General features: G+C 42.9%; 17 protein-coding genes. 8 read left to right on the top strand and 9 right to left on the bottom strand.

The features are described from left to right. Positions 1-83 precede the first annotated feature (83 nt). Entirely contained in the window at positions 84-1,970 is a 1,887-nt protein-coding gene (locus G7092_RS29125) for a chloride channel protein (protein WP_202985460.1), read from the top strand. A 164-nt stretch (positions 1,971-2,134) separates the two neighbouring features. On the opposite strand, the gene G7092_RS29120 is transcribed toward G7092_RS29125, so the two are convergent. The 3 genes from G7092_RS29120 to G7092_RS29110 form a co-directional block, all read right to left on the bottom strand. Beyond that, positions 2,135-2,488 (bottom strand): DUF488 domain-containing protein, encoded by a 354-nt coding sequence (locus tag G7092_RS29120; RefSeq protein ID WP_166095675.1) that lies wholly within the window; start codon positions 2,486-2,488, stop codon positions 2,135-2,137. An 87-nt stretch (positions 2,489-2,575) separates the two neighbouring features. Further along, positions 2,576-3,241, bottom strand: a complete 666-nt coding sequence (locus G7092_RS29115) for a hypothetical protein (RefSeq protein WP_166095673.1) — start codon at positions 3,239-3,241, stop codon at positions 2,576-2,578. Between the two features lie 4 nt (positions 3,242-3,245). After that, positions 3,246-3,749: an RNA polymerase sigma factor gene (locus tag G7092_RS29110; protein ID WP_166095670.1), complete on the bottom strand. Its 504-nt coding sequence runs from the start codon at positions 3,747-3,749 to the stop codon at positions 3,246-3,248. A gap of 281 nt (positions 3,750-4,030) precedes the next feature. Between G7092_RS29110 and G7092_RS29105 the strand changes: the two genes are divergently transcribed. The 4 genes from G7092_RS29105 (at position 4,031) to G7092_RS29090 (ending at position 7,545) form a co-directional block, all read left to right on the top strand. After that, positions 4,031-5,095, top strand: a complete 1,065-nt coding sequence (locus G7092_RS29105; RefSeq protein ID WP_166095667.1) for a hypothetical protein — start codon at positions 4,031-4,033, stop codon at positions 5,093-5,095. A 220-nt stretch (positions 5,096-5,315) separates the two neighbouring features. Then, positions 5,316-5,891 (top strand): porin family protein, encoded by a 576-nt coding sequence (locus G7092_RS29100; RefSeq protein ID WP_166095665.1) that lies wholly within the window; start codon positions 5,316-5,318, stop codon positions 5,889-5,891. Between the two features lie 101 nt (positions 5,892-5,992). Beyond that, positions 5,993-6,568, top strand: a complete 576-nt coding sequence (locus tag G7092_RS29095; RefSeq protein WP_166095662.1) for an RNA polymerase sigma-70 factor — start codon at positions 5,993-5,995, stop codon at positions 6,566-6,568. Then, positions 6,565-7,545: a FecR domain-containing protein gene (locus tag G7092_RS29090; RefSeq protein WP_166095660.1), complete on the top strand. Its 981-nt coding sequence runs from the start codon at positions 6,565-6,567 to the stop codon at positions 7,543-7,545. Before G7092_RS29095 ends, G7092_RS29090 begins: the two co-directional genes overlap by 4 nt. A 656-nt stretch (positions 7,546-8,201) precedes the next feature. On the opposite strand, the gene G7092_RS29085 is transcribed toward G7092_RS29090, so the two are convergent. Continuing rightward, complete coding sequence (locus G7092_RS29085; RefSeq protein ID WP_166095658.1) at positions 8,202-9,971, bottom strand: peptidase associated/transthyretin-like domain-containing protein; 1,770 nt, start codon at positions 9,969-9,971, stop codon at positions 8,202-8,204. 326 nt (positions 9,972-10,297) lie between these two features. On the opposite strand from G7092_RS29085, the gene G7092_RS29080 reads away from it, so the two are divergent. Beyond that, the gene (locus G7092_RS29080; RefSeq protein WP_166095656.1) at positions 10,298-11,053 is read left to right on the top strand and encodes a glucose 1-dehydrogenase; all 756 of its coding nucleotides are present in this window, start codon (positions 10,298-10,300) and stop codon (positions 11,051-11,053) included. Between the two features lie 115 nt (positions 11,054-11,168). Continuing rightward, positions 11,169-11,750 carry a TetR/AcrR family transcriptional regulator gene (locus tag G7092_RS29075; RefSeq protein ID WP_166095653.1) on the top strand — a complete coding sequence of 194 codons (582 nt, stop codon included), beginning with the start codon at positions 11,169-11,171 and terminating at the stop codon, positions 11,748-11,750. Positions 11,751-11,762: 12 nt separating this feature from the next. Here G7092_RS29075 and G7092_RS29070 read toward each other — a convergent pair whose 3' ends face one another. The 5 genes from G7092_RS29070 to G7092_RS29050 all read right to left on the bottom strand — a co-directional run bounded on the left by G7092_RS29070 (position 11,763) and on the right by G7092_RS29050 (position 18,632). Continuing rightward, positions 11,763-12,200 carry a DoxX family membrane protein gene (locus G7092_RS29070; protein WP_166095650.1) on the bottom strand — a complete coding sequence of 146 codons (438 nt, stop codon included), beginning with the start codon at positions 12,198-12,200 and terminating at the stop codon, positions 11,763-11,765. Positions 12,201-12,348: 148 nt separating this feature from the next. Next, positions 12,349-12,525, bottom strand: a complete 177-nt coding sequence (locus G7092_RS29065) for a hypothetical protein (protein ID WP_166095648.1) — start codon at positions 12,523-12,525, stop codon at positions 12,349-12,351. Positions 12,526-12,527: 2 nt separating this feature from the next. Beyond that, positions 12,528-13,703 carry a PepSY-associated TM helix domain-containing protein gene (locus G7092_RS29060; protein WP_166095646.1) on the bottom strand — a complete coding sequence of 392 codons (1,176 nt, stop codon included), beginning with the start codon at positions 13,701-13,703 and terminating at the stop codon, positions 12,528-12,530. A gap of 1 nt (position 13,704) precedes the next feature. After that, complete coding sequence (locus G7092_RS29055; RefSeq protein ID WP_166095644.1) at positions 13,705-16,101, bottom strand: TonB-dependent receptor; 2,397 nt, start codon at positions 16,099-16,101, stop codon at positions 13,705-13,707. A gap of 29 nt (positions 16,102-16,130) precedes the next feature. Further along, on the bottom strand, positions 16,131-18,632 hold the full coding sequence (locus G7092_RS29050) for a TonB-dependent receptor (protein ID WP_166095642.1): 2,502 nt from the start codon (positions 18,630-18,632) through the stop codon (positions 16,131-16,133). 472 nt (positions 18,633-19,104) lie between these two features. Here G7092_RS29050 and G7092_RS29045 point away from each other — a divergent pair, with 472 nt between their 5' ends. Continuing rightward, positions 19,105-19,263 (top strand): hypothetical protein, encoded by a 159-nt coding sequence (locus tag G7092_RS29045; protein ID WP_166095640.1) that lies wholly within the window; start codon positions 19,105-19,107, stop codon positions 19,261-19,263. Positions 19,264-19,419 lie beyond the last annotated feature (156 nt).

The following is a 19,419-nucleotide window of genomic DNA, read 5'->3' as shown; positions in this document are numbered from 1 at the left end:
TTTAAGCAATATTTATAATTAAAAAACTCTAATTTTGTATCTCGAAAAGCTGGTCTTAACAATTAATTGCCGGCATTGTAAAAATGGAACCATTAAAAAAAGAAACAGGTAAAACCGGGATACCCATATCACCCGCGTTAAATTATATGGAGAACCCATCCAATTCTGGAAACGGTATCATCCAAAAAAAGCGACTCCTGTTTATTTCCTGTTTATCGGTAACGGTGGCTATCGCTATCAGTCTTATCGCCAAGGTTTTGATCTATTTGATAAACCTGGTTACCAATATTTCTTTTTATGGTTCGTTTAGCTTGGGTTTTCATTCGCCGGCTGGTAACCATTTGGGGCCATGGGTTATTGTTATCCCGGCCATTGGTGGAGTATTGGTAGGTATTATGGCTTTTTATGGCTCAAAAGCTATCCGGGGGCATGGTATCCCGGAGGCTATGGAGCAGATCCTGGTGAACGAAAGTAATATTAACCCGGCTATTACTTTTTTAAAGCCGGTGTCGTCGGCTATTGCCATTGGTACCGGCGGACCGTTTGGTGCCGAGGGACCTATAATAGCAACGGGAGGTGCTTTAGGATCGACGCTGGGACAGTTATTCCGGATAACCGCTAACGAGCGGAAGATCATCCTGGCTTCGGGGGCCACGGCTGGCATGTCGGCCATATTTGGTACGCCTATAGCGGCGGTGTTTTTGGCTATTGAGTTGTTGTTGTTTGAGTTTTCGCCGAAAGCTATCCTGCCTGTAGCTTTAGCCTGTATCACCGGCGCGGCGGGGCATCATCTGCTGTTCGAGTCGGGCCCGGTATTCCCAATGCCAGATTTGCCAACGCCATCAAATCTGGCCTTGGGCATTTACAGCTTTATGGGCATCATCATTGGCTTCTTGTCATTAGGTATTACCAAAATTGTATACGTTATTGAGGACAATTTTGAGAAACTGCCTATCCACTGGATCTGGTGGCCTGCTATAGGAGGCCTTGCAGTGGGTGTTATCGGTTTCTTCGCGCCGCATACACTGGGGGTAGGGTATGATAATATTACCGGTTTACTATCGGGCAAATGGCCGCTGATCATTATCTGCAACCTGTTGTTCCTGAAATTTTTGTCCTGGGCAATTGCGTTGGGCAGCGGCACCTCCGGTGGTACTCTGGCACCATTACTCACAATGGGTGGTGCTGCCGGGGCGTTAACAGGCACACTTATTTTACTGGTGTTCCCCAACTCGGGTATCAGCATCCCGATGGCTGCGCTGATCGGTATGTCGGCGATGTTCGCAGGAGCTTCGCGGGCGTATTTAACCAGTATTACCTTCGCGCTGGAAGCTACTATGCAGTCGCACGCGTTGCTGCCTTTGCTGGGTGCTTGTACGGCTGCTTACATGGTTTCGTTTTTCCTGATGGAGAACACCATCATGACAGAAAAGATAGCCCGTCGTGGCATTTTTACGCCGGATTCTTTTGAACCCGATCTGCTGCAAAAAATGGTGGTTTCGCAGGTGATCAGCAACGAAGCAACGGTTATCAACCTCAATAACAGCATAGCTGATTTACGCGCCTGGGCAAGTACCCATAATATCCATGACAATTACCTCATTGTAGTAAATAACGATGGCGAATTTAACGGCACCTTAAAGCTTACAGATATTTATAGTACAAACCTTGATCCGACTTCGCCATTACAGGGTATGCTTAAAAAAGAGTCCTGGGCTTCTGTTAAAAGCACCGATACGCTGCGTTATGCTATGGAAATGATGTCGAAAACTGACGTAGAGGTATTGCCGGTATTATCTGCCACTGATAACCGGGTTACCGGCATATTATCCTATCGGGACATTATTTCGGCGTTTAAAATGGAGACCGATAAAACCCAGCAGCCTTACGTGAAAATATCGCTTAAACGGCAGCGCATGAAAATGTTGGTGAAGGGGAGGAAGACCTCATCCAGCTCTCCATCCAGATAACTATCGGAAGAGAAGGCTCTAAAGAACATGGACTCAGGACGGGGCTGTCACTCTGAGCTTGTCGAAGAGCGAGCGTAGAGGCCTGCCCACCATGCTTCGACGGCGCTCAGCATGACACCTCTTATAACCAGACTTACGAAGTTTTTAAAACTTCGTAAGTCTGGTTATAAGAATGCCAGCAAAAACTCCCGCAACAACACCGCATGATTTTGCTGTTCGTCATGAACAGAATAGAGTAGTGTGACCGTTTCATGTGTTTTTATCAGTTCGATCAATTCGTTAACTGCTCCTTTTGATTGTTGCAGTTCGGTGATATAGTTATGCTGAAATTCGGCCCAATTTTGCGGATTGGCATGAAACTGTTTACGCAGTTCTGTTGATGGGGCTATATCTTTCATCCAACGGTCAACCTGAGCCCGTTCTTTAGTTACACCGCGGGGCCATAACCGGTCGACCAGTATGCGCAAGCCATCTGCTTTGTCGGCCGGGTTATATATGCGTTTTATGTTGAGAGTCAAGAGACAAGAATCAAGAGTTAAGAAAATATCCAGCAATTTAGGAAATATTTAACTCCGCTAATCGTATTTCCTTTTTTTACTTGATTCTTATCTCTTGATTCCCGATTCTCCATCCTCCGCTTTATAATCCTCTATCTCTTTCAAAAACTCCATGGCTTTGATGATCTTTTTGCCTCCGAAACTTTCAATAAAACTTCTGACCCATCTGCGGTGGATGTTTTTATAGGTAAGGGTTCTGAATAAATAAACAGACAGTATAGTAAACAAAGCAAGTACAGTAAGATTGATGGTCCAAAATGTTACACCCCCATGGTCAACCAGTTGCTGGCTGTACCAAAACGTGCACCAAAAAGGGGTTTGCAATACCATTATCCGGCCTACCATATTAAAGGAGCTTTGTATAGCCGCCAGCTTTTCCTGCGTATGGGTAATGGAATCTGTAATACTTACCTGCTCTAACATAGCCAAATGCCTGATATAGGCGGCTACAGCGAAAATATTGAACAGGGCAATAAGACCGATGGAGATAGCGAAATAAATATTGTTTAAACTATTAACCACCAGGAACACCAGAAAAACGGTAAATAATATACCAATCACCACACCAAAAAGCTGGTTGCGGCGGAACGAGTTGATATGGTCCTCGATTTTTTTGGTTTGCATTTCCCTGATGATCTTATAATTGAGCTGCAGGCTTTTTTCCAGCTTCTGATCATACTCCTGCCACAGTTGTTTTATCATTGATTCTTCCATTGTATTAAGCGTTAATTTTTGAAAATTTTTGTTTTAATTGTTCTTTAATGCGGTTGGTTTTGGTGCGTACGTTCGCTTCAGACAAGCCCAGTATTTCGGCTATTTCCTTGCCGCTTTTTTCTTCCAGATAAAGCAGCATCAGAGCCCTGTCCAGCTCCTTCAATTCATTAATAAACTGCTGGAGGAGGCTAAGATCTGTTTCGGGCGATGTCTCTGCTTCATCACTAAAATCTATCATCGTTTCGGACAGCGGAACGATCACGTCATTTTTCTTTTTCTCCTTCCGGTAAGAGCTGATACCCACATTGAGCGCAACACGGTACATCCAGGTAGACAGTTTGCTGCGGTCATCAAAACTGGGGAAGGCTCGCCAAAGCTGGAAGATGATCTCCTGCACCAGATCCTTTTTATCATTTTCATCCTTCTTGAACGAATTGGCGATCTTGTAAATGATCCCCTTGTTTTGTTCAATTACGGTTAAAAATATTTCCTCTTGTTGATTACTCATTGAATGCCTTATTGTGATTCTGTTTTACCAATTATTCGCACGGGTGGTTAAAATGTTACAGTTTTTTTAGAATCAAGAAATAAGAGTCAGGAATCAAGAGAGAAAGCCCCGTCCGAATTATTGTTACATAAATCTATAGGATTTTTTCCTTGTCCTGATTCCTGATTCCTGATTCCTGATTCTTGTCTCTTGATTCTATTTTCTCAAATTTTTTAAATCAGAGTCAGGGTAAAGTTTATGAAGTGTGTCATAGCTCCAAATACACGATAAATAATATAGACATGAACTTTTACAATTACAATGACAGCCTCTTATTAACTATTTTAAAGATATGGACGTTTTTTTTAATAGTATTTGCAGGCACCAATGCACAAGCCCAGAATCACGACCGACCCCGTACCAATGTTGGCCTGGTTTACCCGCTTAGCAGCAACTGGACAAGCGCTCCCCGCGATACCAATAGTTTTTCATTAAATCTTATCGCTGGTGTATCAGCCGCTGAGCATGGGGCTACCATTGCCGGTTTCTCTAACATTATCCACAATGATGCGCGTGGTTTCCAGATAGCCGGATTTTCGAACCATGTTGGCAAAAATGCCGATGGTACTATGATAGCCGGGTTTTTAAACACCTACGAGGGTGGTCACGGAACGGCTGTTGCCGGTTTTGCCAACATAGCCACTAACAGCAGTGGTGCACAGATAGCGGGTTTCCTGAATAAGGGTGGTAATGTGTCAACCCTGCAACTGGCCGGTTTTATGAACATAGCCCGCGACAATAAAGGCACCCAGATAGCCGGTTTTATGAACCTGGCCAAAAAATCAAAAGATGCCCAAATAGGCTTTATCAATATTGCTGATAGCGCAGGTGCGCAGGTAGGTATAATCAACATCGCTAAAAACGGCGAAAAAAGCCTGGGCGCTACCTTCGATCAGAATCAAACCGCGTTGTTAACCTTCCGCTCTGGTGGTAAAGTGTTTTACGGCATTGTGGGTATTGGTTATAATTTCAAGAATAAAAAACAAAAGTATGCCTACGAGGCTGGTTTTGGTGCCCATGTATTAACCATCCAATCGTTCCGCCTGAATACAGAATTGGTTAACGATGGCCTGGAAAGCTTTAAAGGCGGCGAATACTGGAGATCGACTTTCAGGCTGATGCCATCATTCCGGATAGCCAACAAGGTGGAGATATTTGCCGGTCCGTCTATCAATTATGTAAACACCAATACCGAAGAAGGGCGAAAGATGACCACCAAATATATCAACAGCTGGACACGCCATGATGGTCGTGATCTGTATGGATTTTATTGGGGCTATACCGCGGGTATACAGGTGGGTTTGTAGGTATTTATTGCACAAAGAGGGATGTCACCCTGAGCTCCGTCGAAGGGTAGAGCGCAGAGGCCTGCACCACCATGCTTCGACGGAGCTCAGCATGACACCCTGTTTTAGTATCAAACAAATTTTTTTCAGAACACAGTCAGGGTAAAGCTTACCGGGCGTGTCATACTACCGAATAACAAATAATAAACAGATAAAGATGATCACTAACAAAAACCAAAAAATGAAAGCAATTAAATTATTTGCGACAGCAGCTATCCTGTTTACTTTAGGAATAGGCTCTGCAAAAGCTCAATCGTCACCAGATCTTGAATTTGGTATCAAGGCGGGTGTTAACTTTTCTACCTTAAAAACTGGACTGAGCGCTATTAATGATAAATCTGGCAAAATAGGTTTTAACGCCGGTGTATTTGCCAGGGCCGGACAAACCATATATTTTCAGCCGGAGATAAATTATGTAACCTTCAGCGATAAATACCGTTTTAATTCAAACGCCTATGAAGCTAAATTCAGGCAATTGAATGTACCTTTAATGGTGGGATACAAGTTTATAAATACAGCCAATCTGGTTTTTAGGGTTTCTGCCGGTCCGGATTTGTACTATAATCTTAAAAAGCCAATTGCTCCGGAAGGCTTTAAATACAAAGATTTTAGTGCTGGTGGTGTGATTAACGCAGGGGTTGACATTGGCAGCTTAACTTTTGATGCCCGCTATAGCTTAGGCTTAAGTAAGGTGAATAAAGATCTGGGGCAAAAAGCCAATATCTTTAGCCTGGGAGTTGGGTTTAAATTTCAATAAAAAGCCTCACCCAGCCCTCTCCAAAGGAGAGGGTTTTAAAATAATTTTTAAATCACTGATATTGATTATACAATTACTTTTACTGAACCTAATAGCGGATAATGGATAATAAGGAGATGACGGTTGATTTGATCAATGAAAATGAAGCCGTTTTTGAGCAGCTGTTCAAAAAACATTTTAGGGAACTCCACGCGTATGCTTTCTCGTTACTGAAGGACTGGGATGTGGCGGAAGAAATTGTGCAATCGCTGTTCCTGAAACTTTGGGAAAAAAACGAATGGTCGCATATACAAACATCCATTAAATCGTACCTGTACAAATCGGTATATCATGACAGCCTGAACTATATCAGGCGACAAAAAGTTCAATTAAAATATCAAACCTCAACAGCGTATGCCATGAAGAACGATACAGATGATGCGGCAGGCAAGTTAAAAATGAGCGAACTGGAGCAGCATTTAAGCCAGGCCCTGAGTAAGCTGCCCGAAAAATGCCGGGCCATATTTCAGCTGAGCCGGTTTCAGGAATTAAAATACCAGGAAATAGCTACGCAGCTGGATATTTCCATAAAAACAGTAGAAACCCATATGGGTAAAGCGCTGCGGATATTAAGAAAAGAAATGAAAGAGTTTTTACCACTTATTGCATTAATGCTATTTAATATGTTTAGATCATGAAACAGGATATGAGCGAAGATATACTGATCAAATATATTTTGGGGGAAGCTAGCACCGGCGAAAGGGAGGAAATTGAGACCTGGAGAAGGGACAGCGACGCTAACGCCAAAAAATTTGAGGAGGTAAAAATTATCCTGGAAACCAGCAAGCGACTAGCTCAGGTTAGTCCGCTGGGTGAGGCCGAGGCCTGGGAAAAATTTAAGGAGAAAAGGGCAACCGGCAGACAAGAGCCCGCCAAAGTAGTTCCGTTAAACAGGAATACGGGTTGGCTGCGTATAGCTGCAGCAGCAGTGTTGGTAATAGGCGGAGGATGGATAGGCTACTCTTTATACCAGCAAAATGCCGCTACCCAGGTAGTGAACATCCAGGCCAATAACCAGGTACGGGTTGATACGCTGCCCGATGGTTCAGTGGTGCATCTGAACAAAAATTCGGGTATAAGCTACGTAGGTACTTTTAAATCAAAACGGGAGATCACACTTACCGGAGAGGCATTTTTTGATGTGAAGCATGATGAGGCAGCCCCCTTTACCGTACATGTGAATGATGTAACCGTTAGAGATGTAGGCACGGCTTTCAACGTAAAAAGTAAACAGCGCAACACCCAGATCATTGTAGAAAGTGGGATTGTACAAGTAAGCCGGAGCAGCAACGCCGTGAGGCTAACCCGTAACCAGATGGTAAGCATTAACCCCGGGGACAAACAATGGAAGGTTGAAGAGAGCACCGACAATCTGTACGGCTACTATAAAAACCCTGTATTTAACGCCGTAAATGTGCCGCTTTGGCGACTCGTTGATGTATTGAATCAGTCTTACGGCGCCAATATCAAAATTGAAAATGCCGTCATGCGTAATATCCCTATCACTATCCCTATTAAATGGGCCGATCCGCTGAGCAACGCAGTGAACGCCATAAAAGGTACAACCCCTGCCATGAATATCGTTGGCACCGGAAATAACATCATCATTAAATAAAAAAAGAGGCCGATTATCAATCATGATCAGCCTCTTTTTTATTTGATCTATTCGGATACTTTATAGTTTTGGATTGCCAAAAAGTGGGTTTACATGGTTTACACTTTTTAGGGTTTACATTGATTTATATTATTGATAATTAATAAATTAATAATTTTTTTGGCGAAAATGTGTAAACCCACTTTTTGCATCAATATCTGCTGACGGTTCAAGCGTCCACGCTTGAACCAAACTTAGATAAGCGTCTATGCTTACAGTTAGTAAAAGTAAGCGTGGACGCTTACCTAAAATACATCCAGGCGTGGACGCCTGGGTGGGCGCGATAATATGATGATGAGAACACCGAAGGGTAGAGCCCGGAGGTCTGCCCGTCATATTTCGATGGGCTCAGCATGACATCGTCCCCCAAATTTTAAAAGCATAAGCCTCGTGCAATTCCTTCCCTCGGGAAGGGGAGGAAGGGGTTTATAGAACAGGATAATCATCGCGCGTAGAAACCCCTCCCTGCCATTACACTTGCCCTACGCGCCCCTCCCGTGGGGAGGGAATTGAAATTTTTTGCTTTTATCATAGGGCTCAGCATGACACCCGTTTTGCAATAATTCTTTTACCCCATTTTTATAACCATAGAGGCGCATCACCTGCGTCTCTTTTTGTTACCAGACAAACTGTAAGCCGCCAGTTACGCCAATACTTAAAGTAGAGATGTTATTACCGCTGATATGTTTATTCAGTTGCCAGCCATGTATTTGGGCCTCGTCATTTACATTGGCGCTGGTGGCATCAAATGTTGGGCCTGCAAATAAGCGCAGCAGCTTACTAAGCTTATAGCCTGGTAATAATTTAAGAGATTGGGTTTCATAGAATTTCTTTTTGGTATCGGTAATAAGTTCTACCGTATACTCACCATTTAAAGAGAATTTTTGATGGTTAATGATGTGAGCGCCGAAACCCAGATCAAATATGTATTTGGCGGGTGCATTGCGCAGGCTATAACCGACGCCTATCAAGCCGTACATGACCCTGCCGCCTGAGCGGAAATCGAGATGAGTAAACAGGTTTTCATCCGTGCTAATGGCTAAACTTTTCTCGCCGTTTTTAATAAAGTTGATGATGCCGATAGGGTAGTCGCTGCTATCAGCTACGTTAAATAAAAAGCTAAACTGAACCCCCTTTACCTTTTTGGCTACGTTGAAAAGACCTGCCATTTGTGAGCCGGTTTGCACAGCCGACCAATTGAAAAGACCGGCAAACTGCAAACCGCTGGATTGCTGACCGGTATTGTACAAACCAGCTACCTGTACGCCGCCAGTAAAATTCTTTACGTGATTAGAAAGCCCTGCCATTTGAAAGCCCTGTGCCTCCTGATCGCGGTTGGCTATACCAGCCACCTGCACACCTTTAAATTTATTGGTCCTGTTACCTATACCGGCCACCTGCATGCCGCTTGAATTATTGAGCACATTGTTGTAAATCCCGGCTATCTCAAAACCGCTCAGGCTGCCACCTACTACGTTAAATATCCCGGCCATCTGAAAACCGATTACATCTTTGCGGTTGATATTAAATATACCGGCTGCTTCAACGCCGTTAATACCTGCAGTATAGCCGCCCAGGAGGTTATAGGAAACTTTGTCAATGATCTGGCTGTTATACATACCATGCGTACTTAAGCCAGGTACCAGCGAAACCTGATAGGGGCTTGTGGCAAAAAAGTTGCCCAGGTTCATACCCTGTACCAGTTGTTTGGAACTGATAAAGAAGCGCGCAAACCTGCTGTGTTCCACACCGTTCCCTGAGCCTTCGTCGGGATAATATTTATAATTCTTGTTGTTATTATTCTTGGAGTCCACGTTTACTACCGGTAATATATAAAGGGCGGTATCGCGATAATTCTCCTTGCTTACGCTTAAAGAGAGCGCGCCAGTTGGGTTTTTAAGCCGGAGTTCAAAATAGCCCTTGTCATTGGTTAGGGTTGATACCAGCTGGTTCTTTTCATAAACGCTGGCCTGCGGTATAGCTTTTTGTCCTGTAACATCATTTACATAACCTTTAACTATGCCTAATTCTTTATCAACCTCGGCAGTAATGTACAATTTGCCGGGTGCATGCCTTAATACAATGTATCCGGGCACTTCTTTAAATTCGTAGCTATCACCCAGTAATTTATCTAACAAACTAAAAAGTGTTCCGTGGTATCCCGCAACAGATACCATACTATCGGCCGGGATGGTTTTGTTATTATAGGCAAAATAAAAGTTGCCTTTACTGGCAATTTTATCCAGCACACTGCCCATGCGTTGTTGTTTGATCTCACCGATGGAGATCTCTTTCATCAGGTTATTCTGAGCATAAAGTTTAGAGCAAAAAACTGCGGGTATAAAAAGCGCGAGGCCACGGGTGATTAGTTTTTGGTTGATGGTCATTAATTTATAGATGCTTTGTGTGTAATAGTGCGCCTGTTTTATGAACCGTTAAAGGCCGCATAAAGCATGGCGCATATGATAACACGCTCAAGGGCTTTTACCCTTACACTGTTTTAAATTATTTTAGGTTAGATGATTGTTTTGTCAAAAAGTGACAAAGAAATCTCCGGCGATGTTTTGAATACGGCAAAATTAACCATTTTATTCCCTAAATGTCAGCCCATTGTAAGCAATAAATAAATATTGATTTTTATTTTGAAATGATCGTTTCAAAATACTTATCTTTGATTCAACATTTCAAAACAAGAATCTTAAGCACTAAAAAAATGAATAATTTAACAAACAAAATTGCCGTAGTTACTGGTGGTAACAGCGGTATTGGATATGCAGCCGCAAAAGAACTGATAGCACGAGGTGCAACCGTAGTGATCACCGGCCGTAACCGCGATGCTGTAAACAAAGCAGCCGAAGAACTGGGCGCTACAGGTATCGTATCAGACCAAAGTAAAATAGACCAGATTGATCAACTGGTTCAAGCCGTTAAAGACCAATTTGGCAAGGTTGATATCCTGTTCCTCAACGCCGGTATAGCCGCATTTAGCCCGGTAGAAACCGCCACTGAAGATCATTATGACAGCATCATGAATCTGAATGTAAAAGGTGTTTATTTTACCGTTCAAAAGTTTATTCCGCTGCTGAATGATGGTGGCTCAATTATATTCAATGCTTCTGTGAACGCCGTTTTAGGTATGCCTGATAGCAGTATTTATGCCGCCAGCAAGGCAGCATTGTTATCTTTTAACAAAGTACTGGCACGCGAACTGGCTTCGCGTAAGATCAGGGTTAATGCTATTTCTCCTGGCCCGGTTGCAACTCCTCTTCATGATAAACTTGGTTTAGAACAGGAGCAGGCTGATGCCTTTGGTTCCATTTTGAGCCAACGGATATTATTGAACCGTTTTGGTCAATCAGAAGAAATTGCCAATGTTGTACGGTTCCTGGCTTCTGATGATGCTTCATTCATTACCGGTACCGAAATTACCGTGGATGGAGGTTTCACTGTGAACGCTATTGTGTATTAAAAAATTTGTCCTTATTTGAAACGATTGTTTCAAATAATTAAATTTACTAACTTTGTCTTATTGCCCTGTTTGCCTGATTGGCAAGTGGGGGATAAGACATTTAATTTTGTTGATCATGGCACGTAAAAAAGATTTTGATGAAGATGAATTGCTGGGGAAGGCAGCGGAGCTTTTTTGGAGAAAGGGATACAACGGCACATCGGCGCAGGATTTGGTGGACTGTTTGAACATCAACCGGTCGAGTTTGTACAATACCTATACCGATAAAAGAACGCTGTTTAAAAAATCGTTGTCGCTATACCAAACCCAGCAAACCGGGGCTATGCTCAGCATGCTGGCCAAAGCCACAGACCCCGAAGCCACGATAAAGCAAATTTTTGATGGGCTGATCAAAGAGAGTGTAGAAGATCAGTTGTTGAAAGGCTGTTTCATGGTAAACACCGCCGTTGAACTGGCTGGGCAGGATAAAGAGATAGGCGATATGGTAAATAACAATAACCTGAGCGTGGAAGATGCGCTAACCCAACTGATAGCAAAGGGGCAGGAGCAGGGGCAATTCGGCATACAAAAAAGCGCCCGTACATTGGCCCGGTTTGTTTTTGCCAATATCACAGGTATCAAGGTAGCTGCCCGGACTGGCGCCGATGAACAAACACTCCGTGATATTGCCGAGGTGGCTACCTCATCTTTAAAATAAAAGAATGATAAATCACTTTTTCAGATATCGATCCACGCTCCAGTAATAAACCGGGATAGTTGACAATAAAAGTGCCGCGGCGCTATCGGCAAATACCGAATAGTTGAAAGGTATTCTCGGGCCAACAAAAATGGCCATACATAAGGCAAAAATCAAAGTAAGCGCGAAACTGCCTAATGCGGTGAGTTTGGTTTTGTATCCGATGATCAGTAAAATACCAAATAAGGTTTCGGCAATGGTAGCCAGCAGGGCCATAACACCAGCAGCCGGTTTACCCAAAAACGGGAGCAGGGTATTGGTATAAGTTACAAAATTGTCCCAATTACCCCAGGCGTTACCGTGTTCGCCGGCTGCACCAAGCGCGCCGAGCCTATCAAGTACCGGCAATATAAAGCCTATGCCAAGTGCCAGGCGCAAAAATAGTTGTGGTGTTTTAGCTGTGTTATTCATGATAGTGTGTTAAGATGCAGGTAAAGGTAGATAACATTTATATGTCCGGGGGCTTTGAACCTGAAAGTGGTTCAAAATTGACATAGATGTGGCAACATCTATTTTCTTAAACAAGAACGGGCCTTTCAGAGCCCGTTCTTGTTTAAGATCAACTTTTTGATCTGATAGTGGGTTTTCCCCATTTCCAAATAATAATCACTACCGGAATAGTCAGCGTTATCCACGAAAGTACATACCATACACCGGTACCTAATAAGGCGGCCAGTAATCCAAATATGGAGATAAGGGCCAGTATCAAGGGGGCACCCCAAACTTTTTTGTTCATCCTTAATTATTGGTTATGAGTGATTCATTATTTTCTTCGGCCGACAGGCGCAGGAAATATTCCGCGTAGAACTTACGGCGCACAATCCACAGATACACACCGCTGATGAGCACTATAATGGCTATTACATCAAATATGGCCCAGATGATCTTTAAAGGCGTGCCCCCATAGTTACCAAAATGTAGTGGCCTGGATATTTCTATAGAACGGAGATACCAGGGCATTTTTACAACGGCAGTTAATTTGCCCGAAGGTGCATCAACCAATATGGGGTTAAATAACTGCGATGTTAAAGGCGTATTACCCTTGGCCCAAAACAGGTAATGGAACGGGCTGCCATATACGTTACCCGGGTAAACAATACTCACTATGGTAGCATCGGGCAGGGCTTTTTTGGCGGTTTGATATGCAGCCTGTACCGAACTTAAATCCTCCGTTTTGGGAACAGGTTTACCTTTGTATTTATCTAGCATGGCTTTAACATCGGTTATTTGCCACAGGCCAAAAAGGGGAGTGGAAAGCTCATTCATCACACCTGTAAAACCTACCACCAGCAGCCATGCAGCGGTGGCAATGCCCAGCAGATTATGCAGATCGAGCCATTTAAGCCGGCGCGAACGGCCTGATCGTACGGTTCCGAAATCAAGTTTTTTCATGAACGGGCCGTACAACACTATACCCGAGATCATAGATACTACGAAGAATATACCCATCAAACCGACAAACAGCTCGCCGGGCAGTTCCATGAACAAATCACGGTGTAGGGAAAGCATTATCGCTATAAAATTTGGCGGCCGGCTGTTAAGTGGTGGTTCGTCCTTGAGCAATTTGGCTGTACGGGCATCAAATTGCATGGAATGGGTTAGCTTGTCATCCGAAGTATAGGAGGGCAGCATATTCACCACTACCTGCGGCTCGTCGTCATCAACAAAAATATAAGTGATCACGTCTTTTGGATAGCGATGGCGTGCCTGGCTTACAAATTTATCCAGGTTGACCGTAGGCGTGTTTTTAGGCATCACCGCGTACGGCGGATCGGTACTTAACCATTGCTGTATCTCATCCTCAAATATGAGCGGCAAGCCAGTGAGGCATAGCAGCAGCAAAAACAGAGTACAGATGAGGCTGGTCCACCGGTGAACCCAAAACCACTTTTTGATATTTTTTAATTGTGCCATATTATAATTTAAAAGCTACCGTAGCGCTAAACCTGCGCGGCATCATCTGACTTACATAGCTACCCCAATAAACTTTGTTGGTGAGGTTATCCATTTTCAGGCTCACCCGGTAAACTGGTTTATCATAGCTAATTACCGCGTTTAATACAGTATAGGAAGGCATATAAAATTCGCCCTGTGACCTGGACTGTTGTATATAAGCTTTTCCGTTGTAGTTACCGCCAATGCCCAGACCCAAGCCTTTTAAATCGGTGTTTAAAAAGTGATAGCTTAACCACAGGTTAGCAGTTTGGGCCGGACCGGTCCATTGATGTAAACCATCCACGTCGGGATTGGTGTTGATGGTATATATATCATTATAAGCATATCCCGCTATCAGGTTAAAGCCTCTGAACGGATTAGCTATCAGTTCGGCCTCGAAGCCCTTGCTTAGCTGCCCGCCATCCTGAACCTGGTAAGCCGAGCGTCCGGGCGTAAAATCCTGATGAATCACATCGCTTACTTTGATGTGGTAATAGCTCAGGGTGCTGTTCAGCTTACCATCAAACAAATCCAGTTTTACACCGCCTTCCCATTGATTGGCCTGGCTTGGTTTAAATGATGAGAAACTGCCATCGGGCTGACGTACTGGTGCATTATTGCTAAAACCGTTCATGTAATTTCCAAACAATGAAACATGCTGGGGAACGATCTGGTATACCAAACCCAATTTTGGTGAAAATGCGGTTTGGTTAAACTTGCCGGTGATAGTATCCTGGTTAATGTTTCTGTTACCGTTGTTTACAAAATGATCAACCCGCAGGCTGGCCATGGCCAGCAAATTATCGGTTAGGTTTAAAACATCCGAAGCATAAGCACTGTAGGTGCTTTGGCTGGTTGCGCTTTTGTTATAGGGTTGTTTAGAAAGCGCTGCATCCAATGATGTTTTAGTGAGTTCATTATATCGCGGATCTTTTCCCTGTATGCGCACCTGGTCAAAACCGTATAATGTTAATGATGAACTGTTGGATGTACTATTGTAATAATCCAGCCCGATTACTATTCGGTTGCGAAGCTTGCCTATTTTAAAATCTCCGTTAAAATTTTGCTGTACTTCAGTATAATTATAGTTGGTATGCTCATAACCGGGGTTACGTGATACTACGCTATCACCCTGGATACTGTTATAGCTCCAATAGCCCTCCACACTGGAGTTGGTGTGCGAAAAAGAGGTTTGCGATGTCCAGTTGTCAGACAGCTTATAATCAACTTTTCCGTATACACTTACAGAGGGCGTGGTTTCATATAAATCATTACTGCTGTATGATTTTGTCCAGTCGATACCCAAATCGCGTGGATTGGTTTTGGTGAAAGATGCCTCCGGGAACAGGCGGTTAAAGTCATTGGCTTTCTGCGTATAGATCTCGGCATCTAAGGATATCGACAAGCGATCATTTACCTTATACAGTAATGAAGGCGCCACAAAAAAGCGTTTGGTAAAACCGGCATCCTGGAAACTGCCTTCATCGTCATAGGCTACATTGGTACGTAAAAACAAACCTTTATCTTTATTTAAAGGCGTGTTGATATCGGCCGTTACCCTGCTTAAGCCAAAGCCACCTACGGTATAAGCTATTTCGCCGCCGAAAGTTTCAAACGGCTTTTTGGTTACCCGGTTAAGCAAACCGCCAAAAGAGGTTAAACTGCTGCCAAATAGAGTAGCCGAAGGGCCTTTTAATACTTCAATACGCTCAATGTTAGCTACTTCAATACTATTAGTTTTATTATCCTGCAAGCCATTACGGAGATAGCTTGTTGTAAAAAAACCGCGCAGGTTAAAAGAGTTGGAACCGTTAACCAATGCCTGGCTTACTCCCGTAACATTTTTTAATACATCGTTATAGCTAACAATCACCTGGTCTTGCAACAATTCTTTAGGCACCACATTGTATACTTGTGGGTTCTCCAGGTTTTTTAAAGGCATTTTGGCTACGTCGCCTGTTTCTTTTTTGGCGAATTTGTTATAGCCTGAAGTTATTACAACTTCCTGTAGCGCCTGGTTATCTTCGCTGAGTATAAAATCAGCAGTAACTGCTTCACCTGGCTTAACAACTATGGTTTTATTTTGTGCAACAAACCCAACATGCTTAATAACCAGGGTATAGGTACCCGGCTTGATGTTTAAAATCTGGTAAAATCCATTATCATCTGTGTGAGTGCCTTTAGTGCTGCCTTTTATGGTGATGCTCACCAAAGGCTCGGCTTTTGCTCCGGCAGAGGTTATTGAACCTTTAACAGAACCCGATTGCGATTGCGCAAAAGATGGTAACCAAAACAGAAACAGCAAAAAAGCGGCAATGCATCTGCAAAATATATTGCGACCTGATTTGTTAAAACGGAACTGAGATATAAAATTCATGGTTGGTGTAAATGATCTGTTATAAATGGTTAAAATTTAAATGCGATACTGCCTGAAATACTCCTTAATTGCTGTGGGTTTACGGTATACCAGCCAATCCAGTATTTTTTATTAGCGAGGTTGTTTACCGAAGCTGCCAGGCGGAATTTACCGGCATCATAAAATACGCTGGTATTTAACACCGTGTATTCCGGAACATAAAACTGACCGGCACTTTTGCTGCTTACTACTAAACTCTTACCAGAATAATTACCTCCAAAACCAGCACCTAATCCTTTTGCCGCTCCTTTTGTAATGCGGTAGCTTAGCCACAGGTTGGCCATATCTTCAGGACCCGAACTATTTGGCCTCAGCCCGTTCACATCATTATCTGCATTGGTGTATTTGCTGTTATTATGGGCGTAGCCTGCCACGATATTGAAACCGGTGAACGGATTGGCAATGATCTCGGCTTCTAAACCTTTACTTAACTGCGTGCCGTTTTGGATAGAGAAGTTAGGATGGTCGATATCTGAGCGCACAATGTTTGATACCTTTATATCATAATAGCTTATCGTTCCGGTTAGCTTACCGTCAAAAGCATTCAGCTTAACGCCGCCTTCCAGTTGATTAGCTTGCTCCGGTTTGAAGGAATGGCCTGCAAAATCGGTCCCGGTTTTATTGGTAAAACCGTTTTGAAAATTACCAAACAAGGATACCTTGTCTTTAACTACCTGATAAATTACACCAAATTTTGGCGATAATGCAGTTTGTTTAAACCCGCCGCTGGTTGTGCCGTTGGTGGGATCATAATTGCCGGCATTGTCAAAATGGTCAATTCGTAATGCTGCATTAACAATCAGCTGATCGGTGATATTAACCACGTCTGATATGTAGGCGCTGGTTATATATTGTTTGTTGGATATAATATACGGATTTTTAGAGGCAGGGCTATTGGCATAGGCTGAATCTACTTTAGCCTTGTTAAAATTTAAATAATTGGGGATTTTGCCTGTTGAGTTAATCACATCAAACAAATCATCGGCAGTTTGGCCGCCTGCTGTTCCTGAAAACTCATGGTAAACTACATTGGCATTGTAATTATAGTAATCTATACCGGCCACCACGCGGTTTTTTACCGTCCCGATATTGAACTTACCCACAAAATTTTGTTGAATATCAAGCGTACGGTCGTACCCATCTATTGTCCAAACGTTACGCGCAATCTGGTTGTTGCCTGGTAAAAGGTAGAAGTATGGCATAGGGCCGTACGAATTGGTATTCACGACCGAGATATTGGTTTGCGAGGTCCAATTGCCAGATAGTTTATAATCCATCTGCCCAACAAAGTTAAGATTGGTGGATCTCAACACCAGGTCATTACTGATATACGCGCGGTTGTAATCTAAGTTAAGCTTATCGGCACTGTTAACACCTAATTGAGGTACAGTTGCGTTAAAGAAGAATGTGGTTGGTGTAGTACCTTCAGATTTATACAGTTCTGCATCAAACGAGAAAGATAAGCGGTCATTTACTTTATAGGTAAGGCTTGGCGCAACAAATATGCTGTTGTGGAAACCGGCATCCTGCCATGTTTTTTGTGTATTCAGTGAGGTGTTGATACGAAATAAGAGATTTTTAGCAGAATCAAGCGGTGTATTAACATCTGCCGAAAGGCGGTTAAACCCATAGCTTCCGCCACTGTAAGCAATTTCGCCGCCAAAGCGATCATATGGTTTTTTTGTAACCCGGTTAATCAATCCGCCATATGCTGTTACCGCACTACCAAACAAGGTACCCGAAGGGCCTTTAAGTACTTCTACACTCTCTACATTTGCAGCGTCTATGGTAGTACTCACATTACTGGGTAAGCCGTTTCGCAGAGAGGTATTCAATTGAAATCCGCGCAGGGCAAAAGAACTGCCATTACCAAATCCAGATCTGTCGGTTGCTGCCCAAAGCCTGTTGATACCCGGTACGTTTCTTAAGGCGAGATCCATGTTGAAAGCAGACTGTTCTGTCATCAATGCGCTTGTTACAGTTGAATATACCTGAGGGTTCTCCAGGTTATTTAAGGGCATTTTAGCAGCATCGCTACTTTTTGGTGCTGAAAAGCGATTGGCTTTTTTACTGCTTACCACTACCTCATTTAATTGTTCGTTGCTTTCCTGAAGTGTAAAATTTACCTGCAGGGTTTCGCCGGCTTTTACTGTTACCTGTTTTGTTTGGGTTGATAAACCAATAAGACGTGCAACCAGACTATAGGAGCCAGGACGCACGTTTTTTAATTCGTAATGTCCGTTAAGATCAACGGTTGTGCCATGGTTATTCCCTTTTAGTGAAATAGAAACGGAAGCTGCCGGTTTGCCGTCGGCCGTTTGTACGGTTCCTGTAATGATGCCGGTAGTAGCCGACTGTCCGTAGCTTCCATATGAGGTAGCTAATAAAATAATAAAGTTTAAAAACTTTATAGCTGCTCCGCGATAACGGAACAGTCGTTTGTTAGAATCTGTGGGGGTAAAACTTGGAAGGGTAGGGTAAAGAAAATCCATAGTTGGTGTAAATAATTAATGATTAAAAGACCGGTTAAAATTCAGAGCCTGAAATTTTGCAGGCAGGCTCCGGTTTGCTTGTGATCAGGAATAAAGAAGGGGTAAATACAAGAAGGCACGTATGTAATAATGTCACCATGACTATGCGTATTGTGGAATTTTTGAACCCTTTTTATTTCCCTGGAAATAATCACGTGGCAAAATAAATTCTTATTTAGATTAAATCCAAATAAAAACAACAATAAAATGACATTACTTTATAGCTAGAATTAAAACCGATCGGAGATCGATTATTGGTTTCGCATCAAGCAATTAATTAATATATGATTAACCCGGAGATAGTATTGGCTGATTAGATTTGCCCCCGAATTAAAAGAAACTATAATTTATTATGGTAATAGTAGAGCGCTGGATGGCAGCACGCTGAAGGTTCGAATCCTTCCTCTACGTCTAAAATCCTCATTAACCGGTTATGAACTATCCTTTAATTGTATTGATCATTTTATTGGCGCTGGGAGTTATCGGCTTACTGGCCTGGAAAAATCAAAAGGATAAAAAAAAGATAGAGAAGGAAATGAACCGTTCCGATATCAGAGCCGAAAAACATAACGACCATAAAACCAACGCCTGAACGGTATCCGGAGCCTTACAGATTAATATTCCCGAATAAAGAATTGTTATTGCAATGTTTCTTTAATGTAATCTGCCTGTTTGTTAACATTGAGGTTACATTAAAATGTTTTCTTTGTTTGCTGTTCCTGATAGCGAGTTAATGCCCTGTTTAATA

The sequence above is a fragment of the Mucilaginibacter inviolabilis genome (genome assembly GCF_011089895.1).
Lineage (GTDB): Bacteria > Bacteroidota > Bacteroidia > Sphingobacteriales > Sphingobacteriaceae > Mucilaginibacter > Mucilaginibacter inviolabilis.
This window is presented reverse-complemented; position numbering and strand designations above follow the sequence as displayed.

Bases quoted from the DNA above. Each gene is read 5' to 3' on its own strand.
- G7092_RS29125 (WP_202985460.1), top strand. From the start codon at position 84: ATGGAACCATTAAAAAAAGAAACAGGTAAAACCGGGATACCCATATCA.
- G7092_RS29115 (WP_166095673.1), bottom strand. From the start codon at position 3,241: ATGGAAGAATCAATGATAAAACAACTGTGGCAGGAGTATGATCAGAAG.
- G7092_RS29110 (WP_166095670.1), bottom strand. From the start codon at position 3,749: ATGAGTAATCAACAAGAGGAAATATTTTTAACCGTAATTGAACAAAAC.
- G7092_RS29105 (WP_166095667.1), top strand. From the start codon at position 4,031: ATGAACTTTTACAATTACAATGACAGCCTCTTATTAACTATTTTAAAG.
- G7092_RS29100 (WP_166095665.1), top strand. From the start codon at position 5,316: ATGAAAGCAATTAAATTATTTGCGACAGCAGCTATCCTGTTTACTTTA.
- G7092_RS29095 (WP_166095662.1), top strand. From the start codon at position 5,993: ATGGATAATAAGGAGATGACGGTTGATTTGATCAATGAAAATGAAGCC.
- G7092_RS29090 (WP_166095660.1), top strand. From the start codon at position 6,565: ATGAAACAGGATATGAGCGAAGATATACTGATCAAATATATTTTGGGG.
- G7092_RS29085 (WP_166095658.1), bottom strand. From the start codon at position 9,971: ATGACCATCAACCAAAAACTAATCACCCGTGGCCTCGCGCTTTTTATA.
- G7092_RS29080 (WP_166095656.1), top strand. From the start codon at position 10,298: ATGAATAATTTAACAAACAAAATTGCCGTAGTTACTGGTGGTAACAGC.
- G7092_RS29075 (WP_166095653.1), top strand. From the start codon at position 11,169: ATGGCACGTAAAAAAGATTTTGATGAAGATGAATTGCTGGGGAAGGCA.
- G7092_RS29070 (WP_166095650.1), bottom strand. From the start codon at position 12,200: ATGAATAACACAGCTAAAACACCACAACTATTTTTGCGCCTGGCACTT.
- G7092_RS29065 (WP_166095648.1), bottom strand. From the start codon at position 12,525: ATGAACAAAAAAGTTTGGGGTGCCCCCTTGATACTGGCCCTTATCTCC.
- G7092_RS29060 (WP_166095646.1), bottom strand. From the start codon at position 13,703: ATGGCACAATTAAAAAATATCAAAAAGTGGTTTTGGGTTCACCGGTGG.
- G7092_RS29055 (WP_166095644.1), bottom strand. From the start codon at position 16,101: ATGAATTTTATATCTCAGTTCCGTTTTAACAAATCAGGTCGCAATATA.
- G7092_RS29050 (WP_166095642.1), bottom strand. From the start codon at position 18,632: ATGGATTTTCTTTACCCTACCCTTCCAAGTTTTACCCCCACAGATTCT.
- G7092_RS29045 (WP_166095640.1), top strand. From the start codon at position 19,105: ATGAACTATCCTTTAATTGTATTGATCATTTTATTGGCGCTGGGAGTT.